General features: G+C 60.7%; 15 protein-coding genes and 1 pseudogene. 1 reads left to right on the top strand and 15 read right to left on the bottom strand.

The annotated features are described in order from the left end of the window. Positions 1-67 precede the first annotated feature (67 nt). The 14 genes from ACQY1L_RS20135 to ACQY1L_RS20070 form a co-directional block, all read right to left on the bottom strand. Positions 68-2,314, bottom strand: coding sequence for a N,N-dimethylformamidase beta subunit family domain-containing protein (locus ACQY1L_RS20135; RefSeq protein ID WP_430245841.1), 2,247 nt, complete (start codon positions 2,312-2,314; stop codon positions 68-70). Next, a complete protein-coding gene (locus ACQY1L_RS20130; protein WP_062577779.1) occupies positions 2,304-2,654 on the bottom strand; it encodes a hypothetical protein in 351 nt (116 codons plus the stop codon). The genes ACQY1L_RS20135 and ACQY1L_RS20130 overlap by 11 nt, the downstream gene beginning before the upstream one ends. Before the next feature lie 116 nt (positions 2,655-2,770). Next, the gene (locus ACQY1L_RS20125; protein ID WP_430245839.1) at positions 2,771-3,838 is read right to left on the bottom strand and encodes an extracellular solute-binding protein; all 1,068 of its coding nucleotides are present in this window, start codon (positions 3,836-3,838) and stop codon (positions 2,771-2,773) included. 43 nt (positions 3,839-3,881) lie between these two features. Beyond that, positions 3,882-4,673 (bottom strand): ABC transporter permease, encoded by a 792-nt coding sequence (locus ACQY1L_RS20120; RefSeq protein WP_192078362.1) that lies wholly within the window; start codon positions 4,671-4,673, stop codon positions 3,882-3,884. Next, positions 4,670-5,491, bottom strand: coding sequence for an ABC transporter permease (locus ACQY1L_RS20115; RefSeq protein WP_062578383.1), 822 nt, complete (start codon positions 5,489-5,491; stop codon positions 4,670-4,672). Before ACQY1L_RS20115 ends, ACQY1L_RS20120 begins: the two co-directional genes overlap by 4 nt. Positions 5,492-5,544: 53 nt before the next feature. Beyond that, positions 5,545-6,654 (bottom strand): ABC transporter ATP-binding protein, encoded by a 1,110-nt coding sequence (locus tag ACQY1L_RS20110; protein WP_430245837.1) that lies wholly within the window; start codon positions 6,652-6,654, stop codon positions 5,545-5,547. A 124-nt stretch (positions 6,655-6,778) separates the two neighbouring features. Beyond that, positions 6,779-7,567 carry a shikimate dehydrogenase family protein gene (locus ACQY1L_RS20105; RefSeq protein WP_062577784.1) on the bottom strand — a complete coding sequence of 263 codons (789 nt, stop codon included), beginning with the start codon at positions 7,565-7,567 and terminating at the stop codon, positions 6,779-6,781. 20 nt (positions 7,568-7,587) lie between these two features. Beyond that, entirely contained in the window at positions 7,588-8,235 is a 648-nt protein-coding gene (locus tag ACQY1L_RS20100) for a class II aldolase/adducin family protein (RefSeq protein ID WP_062577786.1), read from the bottom strand. 5 nt (positions 8,236-8,240) lie between these two features. Beyond that, positions 8,241-9,521 (bottom strand): 3-oxo-tetronate kinase, encoded by a 1,281-nt coding sequence (gene otnK, locus ACQY1L_RS20095; protein ID WP_430245835.1) that lies wholly within the window; start codon positions 9,519-9,521, stop codon positions 8,241-8,243. A gap of 58 nt (positions 9,522-9,579) precedes the next feature. Next, positions 9,580-10,524, bottom strand: a complete 945-nt coding sequence (locus ACQY1L_RS20090) for a DMT family transporter (RefSeq protein WP_430245833.1) — start codon at positions 10,522-10,524, stop codon at positions 9,580-9,582. Between the two features lie 179 nt (positions 10,525-10,703). After that, on the bottom strand, positions 10,704-12,416 hold the full coding sequence (locus tag ACQY1L_RS20085) for a hypothetical protein (RefSeq protein WP_430245831.1): 1,713 nt from the start codon (positions 12,414-12,416) through the stop codon (positions 10,704-10,706). Positions 12,417-12,422: 6 nt separating this feature from the next. Then, on the bottom strand, positions 12,423-13,622 hold the full coding sequence (locus ACQY1L_RS20080; RefSeq protein ID WP_430245829.1) for an HlyD family efflux transporter periplasmic adaptor subunit: 1,200 nt from the start codon (positions 13,620-13,622) through the stop codon (positions 12,423-12,425). A 4-nt stretch (positions 13,623-13,626) separates the two neighbouring features. Beyond that, positions 13,627-15,834: a type I secretion system permease/ATPase gene (locus ACQY1L_RS20075; protein ID WP_430245827.1), complete on the bottom strand. Its 2,208-nt coding sequence runs from the start codon at positions 15,832-15,834 to the stop codon at positions 13,627-13,629. Positions 15,835-15,923: 89 nt separating this feature from the next. Continuing rightward, on the bottom strand, positions 15,924-17,831 hold the full coding sequence (locus ACQY1L_RS20070; protein WP_430245989.1) for an Ig-like domain-containing protein: 1,908 nt from the start codon (positions 17,829-17,831) through the stop codon (positions 15,924-15,926). Between ACQY1L_RS20070 and ACQY1L_RS20065 the strand changes: the two genes are divergently transcribed. Then, positions 17,784-18,695, top strand: a complete 912-nt coding sequence (locus tag ACQY1L_RS20065; RefSeq protein WP_430246082.1) for a hypothetical protein — start codon at positions 17,784-17,786, stop codon at positions 18,693-18,695. The two genes, ACQY1L_RS20070 and ACQY1L_RS20065, sit on opposite strands and share 48 nt — an antisense overlap. Before the next feature lie 18 nt (positions 18,696-18,713). On the opposite strand, the pseudogene ACQY1L_RS20060 reads toward ACQY1L_RS20065, so the two are convergent. Then, positions 18,714-18,995, bottom strand: a pseudogene (locus ACQY1L_RS20060) (BapA/Bap/LapF family prefix-like domain-containing protein); the annotation flags it as partial. Positions 18,996-19,049: the final 54 nt, after the last annotated feature.

Here is a 19,049-nt window from a genome sequence, read left to right as displayed (position 1 = left end):
CGATATTTGCGGTCGATGCCGCCGGGTTCGAAAGGCCGCACTGGCATGTGCGACCTGGCATTTCCGCCTATGCCAAACTCGGCAGGACGAACGGTTCCGGGTCGAGGAACCGCTTCACGACGTTGAGCGTGATGGCACTGATATTGTTGTCGTAGTTGTTGTAGCCCAGCGACATGCCGAACGTGATCGAGCCCGAAGCGAAGACCGCCCCGCCATTGGCTGTCTCGAAGAACACCATGTCGGCGCGGACAAGTGCGTTCTGGGTGCCGTCGAGCCCGTCGACCATGGTTCGGAACTCCTCCGGTGTCGGAAGTGCGCCGGCGCCGAGACCTTCGGAGGTTGCAAGCAGCAGCGCGTGGCGCGGCGTCCCGAGCTCGTAGTCGAGACGGTCGATCTCGCTGCCGACGGCGCCGCCATAGCGGAAGCCGAAATCGCCGAATTTTTCGTGTCTGCCGGTGCCTTCGAAGATGAAGGCCGCTCGCGGATCCTCACTGTCGGGCATGCGCACATAGTAGGTGCAGGTGTCGTTGATCATGGCCGAGAAGCCCGTGCCGACCAGTTTTTGTGGCGCAAAGCCGCTGTGCCGCCAGAGTGCACCCGGTTCGCCGGTACCTGCCAGATGCACTTCGCCCGGCTCGGACTCCCAGGTGCGCGTACCCGCCATGCCGCGGCGCACTTCGAGCGCCGCCGGAGCCGCGGGATGAAAGCCGCATCGCCAGTAGAAGGCATTGCCGCCCATCGAGACGTGGCGACCGCCTGCATTCTGGTACTCCATGATGCCGTTCATCATGTTGAAAGAGTAGTATTCGGCATGCGTCGGCGTCATCATCGCCCGGTACGGTTTGAGCGCCCGGGCACCCTCGCGGTCCAGCTCGATATCGGTGATGACGTCGTAGGCGATGCCCTTCTCCTCGAGCCAGTCGAGAATATGGGTGTCGTTGATCAGGTTGAACCAGTAGCCGCGCGGCCGCATGCTGAGCACCGGACGGAGCCAGGACGAATAGGCGCGGCCGGATCCATCGACATGGCTGTCATAGGTAGACTGGCCGATCTGAGGATGCTCCTGCATGTAGACATCGTCCAGCGGCAGCCACAGCACGTGCTCCATCAGCGTCTCGAAATGCACCTGATAGAGACGCAGCGCGCTGTTGGCATAGGCCAGATAGGTGGCAACCGAAAGCACGACCACGAGGTCGGCCCGCTTCGTCTTCTTGCCGGGTGTGACGAAGAACGTCACATAGCTCTCGCAGTCCGGCTCCGGTTCGTCGCCGGCCGGCGTCAGCCGCAGCGCATAGACGCCGGTTCGCCACTCCTCGGGCACATCGAGAGAGAAGGTCGTCTGCCACTGGCAGTCGTAGATGTCATCGCTGTGAAAATGGATGGCGGCGTATTCGCGCGGCGCAAGCCGGAAGTCATGAACCGCACCGGACCAGAAGAAGCCCGTGACGCCGCGGCGGGGCAACTGGTGCAGACGCCCGTGCAGGCAGTTGGCGGAAAGATCCTTCACGTCGAGCGAGGTGATACCGTCGCCGAAATCCCAGGAGGCGACAAGACCGGGTGCGGTAGAGCCGGTGCGAGGCTGGCAGTCGTAAACCCTCAGCGCTTCGGCACTCAGCGCCAGCGACACGACTCGCGGCGCCTCGATCTTGCCGTCGAAGTGGGCAGTGTAACGTTTCGCGCCGTCCAGATGATGCGCTGCGATCAGAAAATCCAGGCCGCTGTCGAGTGCCGACATGTCGGAAAGGTCGAAAGTCTCGGCGTGGGCAACAGCCGGACGCGTGCCGTCGGCAGGCACGATCAGCGACAGCGTTGCAGTCTTCTTTGCGAAGTCGAGAGTTGCGGAGATGAAGGACCAGACACGCTCGCGCGCCTTGACGTCGAGGGTCAGGCTAAGGCTTCCGATGCGCAGAACGGGATGGCCCTCGACATCGAGTTCGAGCGCATATCCCTCGGCTGTGCTTTCGCACCAGCTGCCCATGATACCGCGGGCGTTGTCGGCGATGCGGGTCGGATAAATGTAGCAGCCGAAAGACCATGCGTCGCCGCTCGGAACAAGTGCGCCACCGTGATGTATCACCGCGCAAGAGCCGGGGCGAATTTCTTGGTCGAGGCAGGTATGGACGCCATCGATGGTGCTGTTCATCAGGTCGTATTTGAAACCCGGTCCGTTGACGTCGACGTCACCGCAGCGAAGGCGCATGACTTCGACCTTAACGGCGTCTCGCTTGCTCGACAGCTGGAACTTGACGGTTTCTCCAGCCGGAACGCTGATGCGGTCGGGGTAGCCGAGATACTCGTTGGTCTTATAGATCACCTTGATACTCCGGGGGTAATGTTGCACCCGTCATGGCCTGCCAGCGGATCTTGAAGACATGCCATTCCGCCTCGGCCAGCGAGGTGAAGATGCGCTCGTCGACGAAAGGCATCGGATCGCCGCGCCGCTCGGGAATGCGCGAGAGGCGCCAGGCCTTCCCGGCCTCCAGCACGACCAGCACGAGACGACCCTGGGCTTTGCCCCAGCGCATCTTGGCCAGCATCTTGCGAAGTTCGGCCCCATGCACGCCTAGCGGGCTGTCGCGGAACTCCTCCACCAGATCGAGCCGTTGCGGGTCGATGACATAGCGCAGCGCGTTCGGGTCACTGGTGTGATCCATGGAAATCGTCCTGTCGTTGCAGTCGTATGTATTTGCTTATCGGCATTTTGGGCCTTCCCCCCACAGAACGGGGAGAAGGCGATGAGGAGCAGTTGTGACTGACCGTTTTAAAGTGATTAGCGGGTCAGCCAGGCTGTCCAGCGCTGACGCAGTTCGTCGCGATGGGCGCCGATCCATTCGAAGTCGGGTTTCACCAGCTTCTCGTAGTTCTCCGGCGACGTCGCGAAGAGCTTGGCTTCCTCCGGCTTCAGCTGGTCGTAGACGGTCTTGCTGCCGGTCGCGTAGTTCACGTCACGCATGAAAGGCACATGCGCTTCGGAATTGGCATAGAAGTAGTCGAGATAGGCGAGCGCGGCATTCTTGTCGGGCGCACCCTTGAGGATCGCCATATAGCCTGTGTCGCGGATAGCTCCGTCCCAGGACATGGCAACCGGCGCGCCTTCCTTGACCACTGCCAGCGCGCGGCCGGAGTAGCTCATGGTCATCACGACTTCCTTGTTGCGCATGATCTGCTGCACCTGGTCGCCGGTCTTCCACCAGACCGCGACATGCGGCCTGATTTCATCGAGCTTTTTATACGCGCGGTCGAGATCGAGCGGGAAGAGTTCGGTCTGTTTCACTCCGTCCGCCAAAAGTGCTGCGACGGGAACCCACCAGTCGCGATCGCCGGTGTCAGGCAGGCCGCGCGGGCCGGGAAAATCCTTGACGTTCCAGAAATCCGCCCAGGTCTTCGGCGCCTTGTCCTTGAACACGTCGGTATTGTAGTTGATCAGCATGCCACCGGTGGTCCGGGCGACGCCGTAGGGCGTGCAAGCATCCGCAACGCCGAATTTCTGCACGCTGGGAAGCTGGCTACAGTCAATCTTCTCGAGCATGTTAGTGCGCGCGACGAGATCGGGGCCGGTGGCAGTGACGATATCGAATTCGACGTTTCCTGTGCGCGTCATCGCTTCCGCACGCGCCCACTGGTCGGGAACCTCGATGGCGACGGGCACCACTTCAACGTCCTTGGCCTCGGCGAACGGTTCGTAGAAATACTTGGCAAGCGAATTGCCCATCAGGCCGCCTGTCGTGGCGATGACCAGCTGCTCCTCCAGTTCCTGCGCGACGGCGGGCGTCGTGGCGGCTATTCCTGCGGCGATTGTGATCGCTGCGGTGGTCCATTTCCAGTTCTGTATCGGCATGATGGTTCTCCTCTTGTTTTTCAGTTTTACGCGTGGTTCCCAGTCAGGTTTTGGCTCGCGACCTCATGAGAAAGGCGACGGCGAGTATTATTATGGAGAGGACGATCAGCAGCGTGGCGATCGCCGGAATGATGGGGGTCAGGTTTTGCTCGATGTCTTCGAACATCCGTCGCGGAAGGGTTTTGTAGCGGACACCGGACAGGAAGAAGGAAACGACCGGTTCATCGAAGGAGATGATGAAGGCAAACAGCGCGCCGCTCACCACGTTCGGCAGAATGAGGGGAAGCGTAATCAAACGGAAAGCGTTGAAACGGCTCGCACCGCAGCTCATCGCCGCCGCTTCCAGGTTCGCATCCACCTTCCCAAGTGCAGAGGCGGTTGTGAACACGACGAAGGGAAGCGCCAGGATGGTGTGGGCAAGCACAAAGCCTGGAACCGTCCCGGACAGCCCGATCGACTGGAAGAACAGGTAGAGACCGACCGCCAGCGCGATGTGCGGGACAATGATCGGGCCGATCAGCAGGATCTGGAAGAGCGTCGCGAGACTGCTCCTTCCGCGGACCATGGCGTACGTCGCCGCGGTGCCGATGACCGACGCCGAGATCGCGGTGAGGAAGGCAACCTGCACGCTGAGCCACATGGCGTTGCGCCATTGGCGGCTGGCGAAAAATTCCTCGTACCATTTCAGCGTAAAGCCGCGTGGAGGGAACTCCAGGTAGTCGCTTGTGCCAAAGGACATCGGGATGACAATGACCAGCGGAATGATGATGAAGGCGAGAACGGCGTAGACATATGCGCCGAGAGCCAGCGAGCCTTTGTCGACGGGTGGTTTCATGATTGCGCCCCCATCAAACGATCGAACCGGAGCGTCTTGCTGAAGATGATTGCGAGCAGGGTAACGAACAGCGTCAGGACGCCGACGAGTGCCGAGGCGAACGGCCAGTCCAGGACCTCGCGAATTTGCTGCGAGACAAGTGTGGCGATCATCAGTTCCTGCGGCGATCCGAGCAGTGCCGGTGTGATGAAGAAGCCAAGTGCGGTCAGGAATACCAGCAGCGAGCCGCTGGCGATGCCCGGCAGGCTGAGTGGCAGGATCACTTCTCGGAAGGTGGCGAACCGCGACGCGCCCAGAACTGCTGCGGCGCGTAGATAGTCGTTGGGAATGGCGCGCAGGGATCCGAAGATCGGCAGGATCATGAACGGCAGGAGCACGTGAGTCATCGCCACAACGACCGCTCCTTGCGTGTAGAGAAGCTTCAGCGGCTCTGATGTGATGCCGACAGCGATCAGGCCGGAATTCACTAAGCCTTCACGCTGGAAGAGGAACGACCACGCAGCAGTACGCACCAGCACGCTCGACCACAGGGGTAGAATGACGCAGGCGCCGACCAGGGCAGCCGTGGTGCCGCGGGCGCGGCTCATAAAGTAGGCGACCGGGAAGCCGAGCAAGATGGCAAGGCCGGTTACCAGCACAGCAGTCCACACGGTCCGCATCAGTACTCGCGCATAGACCGGATTTGTGACGACCCGTGCGTAGTTATCGAGTGTTGGGGCCGGTTCCATGAAGCTGATGTAAAGAAGCTGGGCGATTGGGTAGAGGAAGACGAATGCGATGATGGCGAAGAACGGCGCCAGCAGCAGCAGCGTTGCCAGTCCGCTGAGGCGTCGACCGTCAGAATGCCAGAACTGGGATCGGGTGCGACTGGTCACTTTGTCCCCTCGGCATAGAGCAGGATCGCTTCTTTCGGAACGCTGAAGGTCGCTGTCGCGCCGCGTGTCAGTGCGGCGAGATCGGAAGCGCCGGGAAGGCGAGCGCGGATTTCCGTTCCGTCGGGCAATGTGCCAATCAGCAGCAGGGCGGCCCCCGCATAGACGACGTCAGACAGGGTGACTTGCAGCGAGTAATCGGAAACACCGGTGCCGAGAGCCAAGCGCTCGGGCCTGAAGCCGAGAACGGCTTTCTGGCCAGTCTGCATTGTGTCGACGGCCGCAGCGGCCGGAACGGTCCAGCGTTCGCCCGACGGCAGCAGGACCGTCATCGTGTCGACGATGCTTTCCACCGTGACGTTGATGAAGTTCATCTCGCCGATAAATCCGGCGGTGAAGAGATTGGCTGGACGCTCATAAAGCTCGCGCGACGGTCCGATCTGCTGGATCTTGCCGTCCTTCAGCACCGCGACCCGGTCCGCCATGGTGAGCGCTTCGCTCTGGTCGTGGGTGACAAAGATCACGGTAATGCCGAGCTCGGCATGCAGGCGCTTGATTTCAAGCTGCATATCCTCGCGAAGGTTCTTGTCGAGAGCGCTTAAAGGCTCGTCCATCAGCAGGACACGGGGGCGATAGACGATTGCCCGAGCCAGCGCGATCCGCTGCTGCTGGCCGCCGGACAACTGGTTTGGAAAGCGCTCCCCGTAACCGGCGAGGCGTACGGTGGCGAGCGCTTCTTCAGCCTTGGCGTGTCGCTCGGCTTTCGCCATGCCACGCATCTTTAGGGGAAAGGCAACGTTGTCCAAAATGGACACGTGCGGAAACAGCGTGTAGTTCTGGAATACCATTCCCAGGTTGCGCTTGTTCGCGGGGAGATAGGTGAGGTCTTCCTCATCGACGACAATGTTTCCGCTCGTGGGAAACTCGAAACCCGCCACACTCATCAGGATCGTCGTCTTGCCGGAGCCGCTTGGTCCGAGCAGCGCCAAAAATTCTCCTGCAGCGATTTCGATGTCGACGCCGTTGACGGCGAAGACGCTCCCGAAGCGCTTCTCAAGACGACTTATGCGGATAGACGCGCCAGCCGCCGGTGCTCTGTTTGTTGCCATAGTCAATGAAGCCTGTTCCCACTTTTTTTGTTTGGCTTGGCTCAGGGCGCGAGACCCTTCAGAATGCGATTAGTATTGTACCTATACGTGGCGAACTCCGTTCGATATTTGATATATCGGAATGCTACTGCTTAATGAATGTTGCGACAAGGGCCATTTGCGCGTCGAGCATGGCTTTTCCGCCGATGGTGACGGCACCGCGCGCGCAGGCCGCATCCATCAGCCTGGTCACTGGCGGATTGACGATGATGTCGTAAACCACAGTAGAACTGGCGATGCCGCCGATCTCTGCCGGGACCGCATCCCCAGGCTTCATTCCGAGTGGCGTTGTATTGACGATCAGATCAAAGTCTTCCGGCGGAGCGGGTCCGGCCGATACCCTTGTTGCCGGGAACAGGGCCTGTACCGCGTCGGCGAGAGCGTGGCCGCGCGCTTCGTCACGATTGGAGATCCGCAGTTCCGCAGCGCCGGCTTCTGCAATTGCCATTGCCGTGGCGCGGCCGGCACCGCCCGCGCCGAGTTGCAGAACCCGTTTGCCTTCGACGGAGCATCCGTGGGCGTCGAGGCCGGCAAGAAAGCCTGGTGCATCGAGATTGTCGCCAACCAGCCAGCCGTCACGGCTTCGCCGGACGAAGTTCACGGCGCCAATCATCCGGGCCCGGTTGGTGACCTCATTTAGCAGCGGCATGATCGCCACCTTGTGCGGGATAGTGACGCCGAAGCCGACGACGTTGCCCATGCAGCGGATCGCGTCGACGACGGTGCCGAGGTCCCGCGGGCGAACGGCAAGCGGCGATGTCGCGAGGTCCTCGCCGCTCTCGGCGAAATAGGCATTCAGCACGGCGCTGGCGCGGACGTGGTCCACGGGATCGGCAAGTACGAACATGATCTTAGAGGTGCCGGTGATCTCCATGGTGCATCCTCCCCTTACGATCAGCCGGGCAACCGGCTGCGGCCGTAGCCCTTGTAGCGTTCCAGAACCCGTACGATCTCGTCGTCGGGAATGATTGCAGGCTCGCCGGCCTGACGGGCGAGAATGTACTGGCGGGCAAGCGTCTCGAGCTTCACCGTCAGGTCGAAGGCCTGCTGCAAGGAAGGGGCGGCAACGATCATGCCATGATTGGCGAGAAGGCACGCCTTCCGGTCCTTCAGCGCCGCGACGGCGCCATCCGCCAGCGCTTTCGTGCCGAACGTGGCGTAGGGTGCGCATGGCACGTCCGTGCCGCCGAAGCTGGCGATCATGTAGTGAAATGCAGGGATTGGCCTGGCGAGGCAGGAGAGCGCCACGCAGCAGTCCGCATGGGTATGAATTATCGCCTGGACATGCGGATAGGCTTGGAGAATTGCCTGATGCATATGCCATTCGCTGGACGGGATGCCATTGCCGACGTTGTCGCCATTCCGGTCCAGCCGCACCAGTTGCTCCACGGTCATGTTGCTGCTGTTGCCACCGGTCGGTGTGACCAGCATGTCGTCGCCGATGCGGCAGCTAACATTGCCGCTCGAACCGTGATTAAAGCCCTTGACTTCCAGCTTCGCGACGAGGTCGAGCATCGTCTTTCGCAGGTCCATCTCGTTCATACGATTTACTCCGGGTTCTTCATGGACGCCAGCGCCCGGGTGAAAAGGTCGACAGGGCCGAGTTTGCCGGACTTCAGGCAGAAAGCGACGGGCTCGTCACCGTTCGTGGTTGCCGTGCCGACGCCCGGGCCGCCATAGGGACCGACATTCAGGCCGCGGATGCCGAGGCGCTCGACGACGGACCCGGACGTTTCTCCACCGGCGACGACGAACCGCCGCACGCCGGCGCCATGGAAGGCGACGGCAAGGTCGCCGACGATCTTTTCGCCAAGCGCCGCAGCGCCATCCCTGCCGTACCGCGCCTGCGCAGCGGCAACGGCCTCTGGCGCGGCGGATGTCGACAGTCCGACTGGGCCGGTCTCGAGTTTTGGCAGCGCCCAACGGAGGGCTGCATCGACCGCGGACTCGGCGCTGTCGATGTCAGTTAGATCGATCCGCAGGACGGGATGCGACCGCTCGAAGTCGGCGAGCTGTTCGAGTGTCCGTTCGGCGCAACTGCCAGACAGCACGACACCCTTGCCTGACACAGGCTGAAGGCTGCGCGTATGCGGTTCGCCGGTCAGGAGACCTCTCTGTCGCCACAGCGCCGGATAGTGCTGGACGATTGTGGCATTGCCGGTCATTAGAGGCCAGTCGCAGGTCAGTTCGGCGATGGCGTCGAGATCACGATCGTAGATCGTATCGGTAATGAAATAGCGGATGCCCTCTGCTGCTTGGTCGGCGACGGCCAGCCGGAGCGTCGTGCCGCCCTCGCTGACGGCGGGGTGGGCAAGTAGCCCGACTCGGGTCTTCGTCTGCCGCTGCAGCACGCGGACGAGGTCCGGATCGGTCATTGGTGTCAGTGGATCGTGCCGCTTGGGGGATTCCGAAATCAGTTGGCTGCCGAGAAACAGGTGCCCGTTGTAGACTGTACGCTTCAGTGCCGGCGAGGCAGGACAGAAGGCGGCATAGGGCGCGCCGGTGGTCGCCATCAGGATGTCAGCCACGGGGCCGATATTTCCGTCATCGGTCGAGTCGAACGTTGCGCAATACTTGAAGAAGATTTGGCGTGTGGCGCGCGCAAGCAATGCTCGGGCCGCTCTTTCGGTTCTTGCAACGGCTTGTGCCGCCGGAATGACGCGGGTTTTCTGCGCAACGACGATAGCGTCGACATCGCCGATTGTATCCACAGCCTCAGGATCGGTCACAAATGCGCAGTCGACGCCGTGCGCGACAAGCATTGCGGCAGTTTCCATTCCACCTGTGAGATCGTCGGCCACGACCCCGAACACCGGCTTGCCCATCATGTCTGCACGACCATCCCTATTGCGCTTCAGATAGACGATACATGATATATCAAATATTTTATTTGGGAATGGGTGGCGGATAAATTTCCGCGGCATCGTGCCCGAGGTCGGCGTTGTCAACGGTTGCAGCCTTACCGATCGGACCGCTGGTGCCACGCATTTTCTCGCGCAAGACCGTCAAGAGGCCAGCGAAAATTATGATCGAGATACCGACAAGCGCAACGGCATCGGGAAATTCGTCGAAGATCAATGCGCCGAAGACCACAGCCCACGCCAGCTGCGAGTAGTGCATTGGCGCGATCTGGGTAGCGTTCCCGTGGCGCGTGGCCGACACGAAGGCCCATTGACCAAGGCCGTAAGACATGCCGGCAAGCGCCAGCAGGGCGCATTCCTTCAATGTCGGCACGATGGCGCCGTGGATGAGCATAACCCCCGCGTTGACTAGGAGAAGGTAGGCGATGAGTGTTCCCAGAACACTCGTTGTCTTAACCTTGCCGTTAACGCGCCGAAGAATGATGACCGCCGTGCCAGTGCCGAGGCCGGTGAATATCGCGGCAAGATGGCCGCCCTCGAATGCCTCGTGGCCCGGCTTCACGACAAGGAGAACGCCGATGGAGCCGATAATAACGGCTGACCAGCGCCACATCCCCACATGCTCCTTCAGCACCAGTGCCGACATGATGGTCACGAACAGGGGCGCCATGAACACCAGCGCGTAGGCCTGCGCCAGCGGGATCGCGGTGAAAGCGTAGACACCTGTAAGACTGGCGACAACTCCGCAGATCGCGCGGCCGTGCACGGCAAGAGGATGGGCGGTGCGCCAGAAGTTGCGCCATCGTTCGCCGGGATGGCGGGTGAAGAGAACGGCCAGAGCTGCGAAGACGTTGACGATGAATGCCATCTGGAAGACCGACAAATGGCCGCCGCCGGCGGCCTTTACACTAGCGTCAGTGATGGAGAAGGCCGCATAGGCAAGGAGTGCATGGATGTTGACACGTCTCAAGACAATTCGATCCCATGGCATAGGGCATGGAAAATATATCATATTTCCACGCCTAGGGTCGCAGTTTCTGAGGATCCTTTATCTTGATCTGTTCGAGCTTCCCCAATGGTCATTCTTGATATGGTAAAATGTTACCGCGACTTGCCGATCGTTACGCCACTCGCCCTTGGTGAGCCGTACTATGACCCGGCTCCTGCCTGCCGAGAGACCAGCGATTTGAACGCCTCTTTCTCGTTCAGATACGCGCGATAGGCGATCAGCCCGGACAGATAGTGTTCCACATCGTCGATCCTTACGCGAAACGCGTGGTGGCGGATGTAGAACGAACCCATGATCCGCCTTGGGTTGCGCATGAACATCGCCACCTCCGGGTAGAAATGACCGTTCAGCAGGTAATGAGCGCGTTTTTCGAGCGCTACCTCGAACGCTGCAAGGTCGATCTCGCCGAGGAGCGGAACCAGATCCGGGTGGTCAGCAATCCGCGACAGCGCCTGCCGGGTTGCCATCATCAGTTCCAGCAGTGTCGGAAAGGTGGTGATGCGATTGGCGACAAAATCGAGATAGGTGCTGACATTTTCGACGCAGAAGCGGAAATAGCGTTCCTCCGGCCGAAACAGCGTCAGTTCGTTGGCGCAATAACCCAGCCAGTGGTCGTGATATTGAGTGTAGTTCCGGCGCAGGAAATGCTCGAAAGCTTTTTCAACAGCGCTGATCCAGCGGATATCGCGGGTGAGCGCATAAAGGCGCATCAGCGCGAAGGCGGCCTCGCCGTCGTAATAGACAGTGCGGAACTCGGCCTTGGTGGAAAGGTCCGGGTAAAGCAGGACGTGGCGGAATTCACCGGTCTTTGCGTCCTGCATATGAACGATGCCGGTGGCGAGCTTATCCATCAGCGGCAGATATCGATCATCGCTCATGACACTTGTATATTTCGCGAGCGCCAGGAGGAAGACGGCATTGCCGCCGAGCTTTATCTCCGAACCGACGTCGATCAGAACGGCGGCCTCGGCCCCATCAGGCAGTCTTGCGATCCGGGTAAGATGACCGGTCAGCTGCCCGAGCGAGCGCTCTATTGCCGCTCTCGTCTTGCTATCCCTCGTTACCTCGTAAGCTTCGATCATTGCATAGGTCGTGCTTGCATGGCGCAGGACATTGTAGGTGCGGATCTCGCGGTCGAAGCACGGGTGATAGCCGTAGACGAACGCGCCGTCCGGCTTGACCTGAGACGCAAGATAGCTGGATGAGGAGTCGATCAGGCGATCGAGCATGGCACGATCAAGCGGCTGACCTTCACGCTGACCGCTTCCCGCACCTTCGCCGCAAAGACGGTAGTGTCGGCCTTCCTCATCGAGAAAAAAACCGCTCGTTGTAAACGCCCAGAGCGCTCTCGCCTCGGCGAAATCCGTTTCGAACGCGTTTCCAAATCGTGTCTTCGCATAGAGCGCGAAGTTTCGTTCGTTTAGAACGCAGTGCTCGACCTTGTTGCCACCATAAAGCATGGCGTTGGCGTTCAGTTCGTTGTCCAGGAACGCGGTTTCGAATTGGTCGTCGAGCGACAGTCCGAGTCGGAAGTAGTTTCTCTTGGTGCGACCAAGCTGTTTGTGGAGGGTCTTGACCGTGATCTTCTCGATCCGCACCGGCCAGTCGATCCGCAACAGACGGCCGTCGAGCCTTTGGCTGTCCAGGAGGTCGCCGGCGGCAATTAGAGCCTTTTGCCAGGCTGCGTCAAAACTGTCGGCGCCGACCGTTGCAACGGACGCTCGTCTGTCTCCGTCGCTGATCGAGACAAACAGCACATAAGCCGGATGCGGTGCGTCGAGTGGTTGGATGACCTGCCGAACAGGGTCTCGAAGGCGATCCATCCGCGCAAGGCCGAAGGTTTCTGCGGGCATGGTGACCTATCGCTCGCGCAGCGCCTCGCGCGCTTTGTTGAAGGGTTTGATCAAGTAGTCCAACACACTCTTGCTGCCCGTGTTGACATCGACGGTTGCCACCATGCCCGGAACGATCGGCAGGCGCGTCCCTTGCGCGGTCACCAGCGCATCTGTGGTGGTCTGCACGAACACACGGTAATAGAACGTGTTGGGATCGACCTCGTCGCGCATCGTATCGGGGGAAATCGCAGTTACCCGACCCTCCAGCCCGCCATAGACGGCGTAGTCATAGGCGCTGATCTTGACGCTGGCGCGCTGATCGGGGTGAATGAAGGCGATATCGCGTGGCGATATACGCGCTTCTATCAGCAACTCGTCGTCCAGCGGGATGATATCCATCAGCTTGCCGTTTGGCGGCACGACGCCACCGATCGTCGACACCTCGATATTCTTGACGATGCCTCGCACCGGTGAGCGATGCGTCAGGCGCTGCAGGCTGTCGGACCGTCCCTTGATGGTCGAGGACAGCGATGTGATGTCGGAATTTGCCTTGGCGAGTTCCTCGCGGGCGCTGAGGTTCTGCTTGGCGGCGATATCGACCTTCTTCATTTCAAGATCGACCAGTTCCCGCTTCAGCCGGATGATCTCGACATTGCTGGCGGCGCCGATCTTGGCAAGCGACTCGCTCATTTCCAGCTCGCGTTTGGCCAGCACGATCGCTTGTTCCATCCATTCCAGAGACTGTTCAAGGCTTGTCGTCCGCGCCTCGAATTGCTGGGTTTCCGAACGGATGAGATCCGGATAGGCATTCAGCTCGGTCGGAAAGGTCAAAGGTGTCCGGTTGATCTCGGCCGTCAGGCGTGCGGCGGCCGCAAGCGCGGCACGGTATTTGGCCGATGATTCACCGACATCCGATTCGGTGATCGTCGGATCTAGCTGCGCCAGAAGCTGGCCGGTTTCTACAATCTGGTTTTCGCGAACAAAGAGCTCCGAAACGATGCCCCCCTCAAGCGACTGGATGACCTGTTCGCGCCTGATCGGAACGACACGACCCGCGCCGGTGGAGACCTCTTCAAGCATGGCGAAATAAGCCCAAACCGTCGCGATTGTCAGGAGGATCATGGCCAGAAGAATGACGGTCTTTGCCTTTGACAGCTGGACATCGTCCTCGTCACCGAAAGCCCACCCGTAGTCCGAAGCCTTGTCGCTCGAGATCTCTGCCATGTCTTCAAATCCCGCCAGACGTGTTGTGAACAGGGACCAGTTTGGGTGGCACTGTTTTTTCTGGGGCGAGCGGCTTGATGCCCTTCAGCGTCGTCATCGCATCTGCCTTTGCCTCGTCGAGCACCAGCTGACCCTTGTCGAAAACCATCACCCTGTCGACCAGTTCCAGAACCCGCATGCGATGGGTTGCGATGACAACCGTCTTGTCGCGCGACCAGGTCTGGAAGCGCGATATGAACAACCGCTCCGTGGCCTCGTCCATGGCGGCTGTCGGCTCATCGAGCAGGACGACATTGGGATCGCGCACCAGCAGGCGGGCGAGGAGGAGCGCCTGCAGCTGCCCGCCGGACAGCCCGTTGCCGCCCTCCTGCAACGGGTAGTCGAGTCCCTTTGGCAGAGCGCGGATAAATTCGTCGGCACCGACGATCGAGAGCGCGTCGAGGATTGCGGACTGGGAGGCGTTGGAGGCACCGAGCGTAACGTTCTCCCTCAGGGTCCCGTGGAAGAGGCGGGAATTCTGGGTCAGCAGCCCCACGTCACGGCGCAGATCCGACGGATCGATATGTCTCAGCGCAATATTGTCGAGCATGACTTCGCCGGAACTCGGTTCGATCATCCCAGATAGCGCCTGCAGAAAAGTCGATTTCCCTGCACCGTTCTTGCCCAGTACGGCAATCTTGTCGCCGGCGGCGATCTTGAGGCTTCTCAAGACCAGAGCCGGTTTACCGGCAGGCTCCGCGTGGTGGAACGCGGTCGATCGAAACTCGTAGGTTCCGGCAATGGCGGAAATAGAGATGCGTGTCTCGGCGACCGGATGGTCGACGGGCATCTGCATGATCGCGTCAAGGCTCTTCAGCCCGATTTTTGCCTGCTGGACACGGCTGAGAACCTGGGTGAGCTGCGCCATCGGCGCCATCATCCTGGAACCGAGAATGGAGCAGGCAACAAGCGCACCCGTTGTCATGTCCCCAGCCATGACGATCGGTGCGCCGAAGAATACGATGAACGCGTAAACGCTCGTCTGAACGCTGTGGCTCCAGCCGGTCAGAGACGACGTCAGAACGCGCATCTTCAGTTGGGCATCGGCATTGACCGCGTTGTAGTTATTCCATTTCTGCTGGAAGCGCTCCTCCGCCTGCAGCATCTTGATGTCGTCGATGCCCTGAATGCTCTCCACCAGGATCGCGTTGCGGAGCGATGCCTCGCGCATTGCAGCGCTGGCGCTCTGGTGCAGTCTTCGTTGTGACAGAATTCCAGGCAGGACAAGCAGCAAGAGTGCGACCGCCGGGATGACGACCAGCATCCCGCCCACGAACCAGAAGATGACCAGAAACAGGAAGAAGAACGGCAGGTCCGCGACCGCGGCAACGGTGGTCGAGGTGAACACCTCGCGGACCTGCTCAAGATCCCGCAACTGAGCAATGAATGTTCCGGTCGATCTTGGGCGGACGCTGTTTTTCACACGCAGCGCGTGGCCGAAGATCAGGTCGGACAGTCGCAGATCACAGCGCTTGCCGAGGATATCGATGATCGAACCTCTAATCTTGCGAACGACAAAGTCGAACAGCACGGCGAGCATGACGCCTGCAAACAGCACATAAAGGGTGCTCATGGAGTTGGCGGGGACAACGCGGTCATAGACCTGCATCGAGAAGATGACGCCGGCGAGTGACAGCGCGTTGGCGATCAGTGATGCCACCAGAACATAGCCATAGGGGCGCAGGTCACCGAGCGCGAACCGTCTGAACCAGCTTTCGTCATGCGGGGCGATATAGGTGTCTACCCTCGAGTCAGGTGTGGAGCGTGCCGGCCTGGGAATGGCCGCAAGCGTTGCCTCGGCACACAGCACATCGATCGCCAGCGTCGTTTTCAGACCGTTGTCGCCGGCAAAGACGACGGCGCCATTGCGTTGCGCATCGATGGCGACAACCGTTGCAACCGACCCGTCCTTGAGCTGCACGATGACGGGAAGCCTCCAGCTGGTCATGATGTCCAGACTGGGTTGAGCCAGCTTCACACAAAGCCCGAATTTTTGCGCGAGCCGCTGGACGTATTTCGCCTGGTCTTCCAGCGAATAAGCCGCCGCAGCCTTGCGGGCCGCTTCGATCGAGAAGCCCAGTCCGTAAATCCGGGCAACCTGCTCAAACATTTCGATCCAGCCGTCCGCCTGGTTCTGCTGCACGACGTCGAACTGAGGTGTTGCTTGGGTCAATGCCGTGCCTTTCAAGCGTCTGCAAACGACGGGCGAGCGGGTGTCGTGCCGCTGCCGCAGAACCGGCAGCAGCACGACTGAGGGCTAGATCACTGAGGTACCGGCATGGTGCAGAGCGTCGTCGTCGAGCAGGCTGCCCACAGTTCCCCCAGCAAGCCGCCATGCAGCACACTGTCGGCCGAACCGTCCAGCAGGTCCACGGTCGTGTCCTCCAAGACCGTGGGGACGAGGTTGCCGGCAAACTCGGGCAGGTCGGCAACACCGTCGGCTCCGGCGAGCCCGCCGATATCAAGGTCACCGTCCACGACAAGGCCCTGGTCTCCGCTCAGAAGTTCGTGGAGGTCAACGTCGATCGGCAGTACGCTGACGCTCCCGAGATCGATGAACTCACCGAGTTCGGTGCTCACACCATCCAGCGAGATGACGTCTGTCAGATCGCCGAAACGGCCGTGACTTCCGGTATCGAGATCCAGGAGGTCGAAGTCTGCGAACGCGGACGTCAGCATGCTCGGCTGCAAAGCTTCAGAGCCTGTATCGGCCGCCATCATCATCGACGTTCCGGCGATGGGCTCGGCCTGGTCGATGAGGATCGTCAACTCTGCTTCAACGACCTCTCCATTGGGATGAACGAGACGGTAGGTGAAGCTGTCGGTCATTCCATCAAGGCCGAGTGTGTCGTTCGGCTCATAGGAATAGCTGCCATCGGCAGAGACTTTGAGCGTGCCGTGATCACCCACGATGACGGTACCTGCGGCGGCCGGATCGACAAACACTGTCCCATTGGATACCTGGAAGTTGGTGAAGTTGGAGCCGAGCGTATCACCGTCCAGAACGTTGCCGACTGCCGCGACTACGCCATCGGAAATGACCGTTCCGAGGTCACTCGTCGACGTGGCGAGCTGAACGTCGATGTTGCCACCGATGTTCACGCCATCCTGCGATACCGTAACGCGGTAGTTGCCCGCGTCCAGGTCCTGTAGTTCCAGGCCTGTGGAGCCGCCAAGCAAACCGGCAAGCTCGGCCAGATTGGCACCTGTGCTGGTTTCGACGACCGTCCAACTGAGGTCAGCCTGCTGCATTTCGACGGCGATCGTCGTTGTCCCGAGGAGACCCAGAAGCTGGTCTGTGTCCGCGCCGATCTGAACCGTTGCCACGGATCCGGCGGCCACCGTGAACGTTCCCGTTTCACTTCCCCCAAACAGTCCCAACGAGACATCGAGGAAGTCGGCGTTCACGGCCTCCGTCACGGGGTGAGTGGTCACGACGGTCGCCGCCCCAGCGTCGTCCGTGGCGACAAATCCGAGGCTCGCATCCGCCGTTGGATCAATCGTCGAGAAGGTGAGGTTTTGTCCCTCGCTGTCGATCTGGACATGCAGTTCCGCAGTCGAAGTCGCCTGGGTTTGCGGATCGAAGATCGTGTATTCGAAGGAGTCTACCCGTCCGATGCCGGCTGCATCGGGGTTCGGGGTGTAGGTGTAGCTGCCATCCTGGCCGATGACCAGTGTACCGTGATCTCCCTGGATGGTTGCGCCTGCAGCGGTCACCGGTGTGGCATTGATGCTCTGAATGATGGTGCCGGGATTGACCGCGTCGATTTCGCCGCCGATACCTGCGTCGGTGATCACGTTGCCGCTGGCAGCAACTACGGCGATGGCGCCGATACTGGTTGTGTCGGTATCCGTCCCGGTGATCGTCAGCTCGCTTCCGAGGCCCGCACCCAGCAAGCCGTCGTAGGCGATAAAGGCGCGGTACTGGCCCGGTCCAAGATCCTCCAGGCTCACTGTCGGTGCACCATCCAGCAACTGCAGGTCCAGCAGTGTGGCATTGCCGGTGCCGGTGCCTGTGACGTTGGTCCACTGGACACCGTCAAATCGTTGGATGACCACCTGATAATCGGACAGAACGCCGAGACTTAGGCCCTCGTCGAGTTCAAAACGTGCATCGAGCGTATGGCCCTCCTCGACGTTGAAATCGATCGTTTCGACGTTCGGAAGCACCTGGAGATCCAAGCCACCAAGGCTGACGGCAACGCCGTAAGTCTGGGTACCTATATCAACGTTGGTCACCACGGGGGAAAGGTTGATCGACGCGACGGCGGTATTGTCGTAGGCGGTTGTGTCTGCATCGGCATCGGCGTCTGCATCTGCATCCGCATCCGCATCGGCGTCAGCGTCGGCATCCGCGTCAGCATCTGCATCTGCATCGGCATCGGCATCCGCGTCTGCATCGGCGTCTGCGTCGGCATCCGCGTCTGCGTCGGCATCCGCATCGGCGTCAGCGTCGGCATCCGCATCGGCGTCAGCGTCGGCATCCGCATCGGCGTCAGCGTCGGCATCGGCGTCAGCGTCGGCATCCGCGTCTGCGTCGGCATCCGCGTCTGCATCTGCATCCGCATCGGCGTCAGCATCCGCGTCCGCATCGGCATCCGCGTCGGCATCGGCATCCGCGTCGGCATCGGCATCCGCGTCTGCATCGGCATCCGCGTCTGCATCGGCATCCGCGTCTGCATCCGCATCGGCGTCAGCATCGGCGTCCGCATCCGCATCCGCGTCCGCATCGGCATCGGCGTCAGCATCTGCATCCGCATCGGCGTCTGCGTCGGCATCCGCATCCGCGTCGGCATCCGCATCCGCGTCGGCATCCGCGTCTGCATCCGCATCCGCATCGGCGTCGGCGTCGGCGTCAGCATCTGCATCCGCGTCTGCATCAGCGTCCGAGTCATCGTTGTCGTCGCCACCGCCGCCGCCTCCGGAAGCGAGAGCTATTCCTCCAGCTCCAAGCGCGCCGAGTGCAGCAAGGCCGAGAATGGATGCATCGCCACCACCTTCAGCGCCACCCACCAACTGGTCGCCGCCGGCTGACTCGGTGAATGAGAAATCGGCTTCTCCGACGGTGTGGTTGCCATCCCAGACGACCCCGTTCTCATCCACCAGGACCAGCTTGCTTGATGCTTCACCAGGGCCGCTGGCGTAGAAATCGGCAACTCGGATCGCCTCACCGTTCTGCAGGCGGATGACGAGATCGTCGCCCTGACGGATGGTCGCAGCAATGTCTTTCGGGCCGACCTCAAGCTGAATAACGCTTGGTTCACGGACAGAGATGTTTCCCGATGCGACGGTAATGCTTTCACCACTTGCGATATTCGTTACAACGGCAACCATGGATACATCCTCTTAAGGCCGTGAGCGTCACAGCGAAACTGAACGGACCTGGCG

Origin of the sequence: Neorhizobium sp. DAR64862/K0K3 (assembly GCF_050500185.1) — a bacterium.
GTDB lineage: Bacteria > Pseudomonadota > Alphaproteobacteria > Rhizobiales > Rhizobiaceae > Neorhizobium > Neorhizobium soli.
Note: the sequence above shows the minus strand (reverse complement) of the source record. Positions and strands in the feature narration are given on the sequence as shown.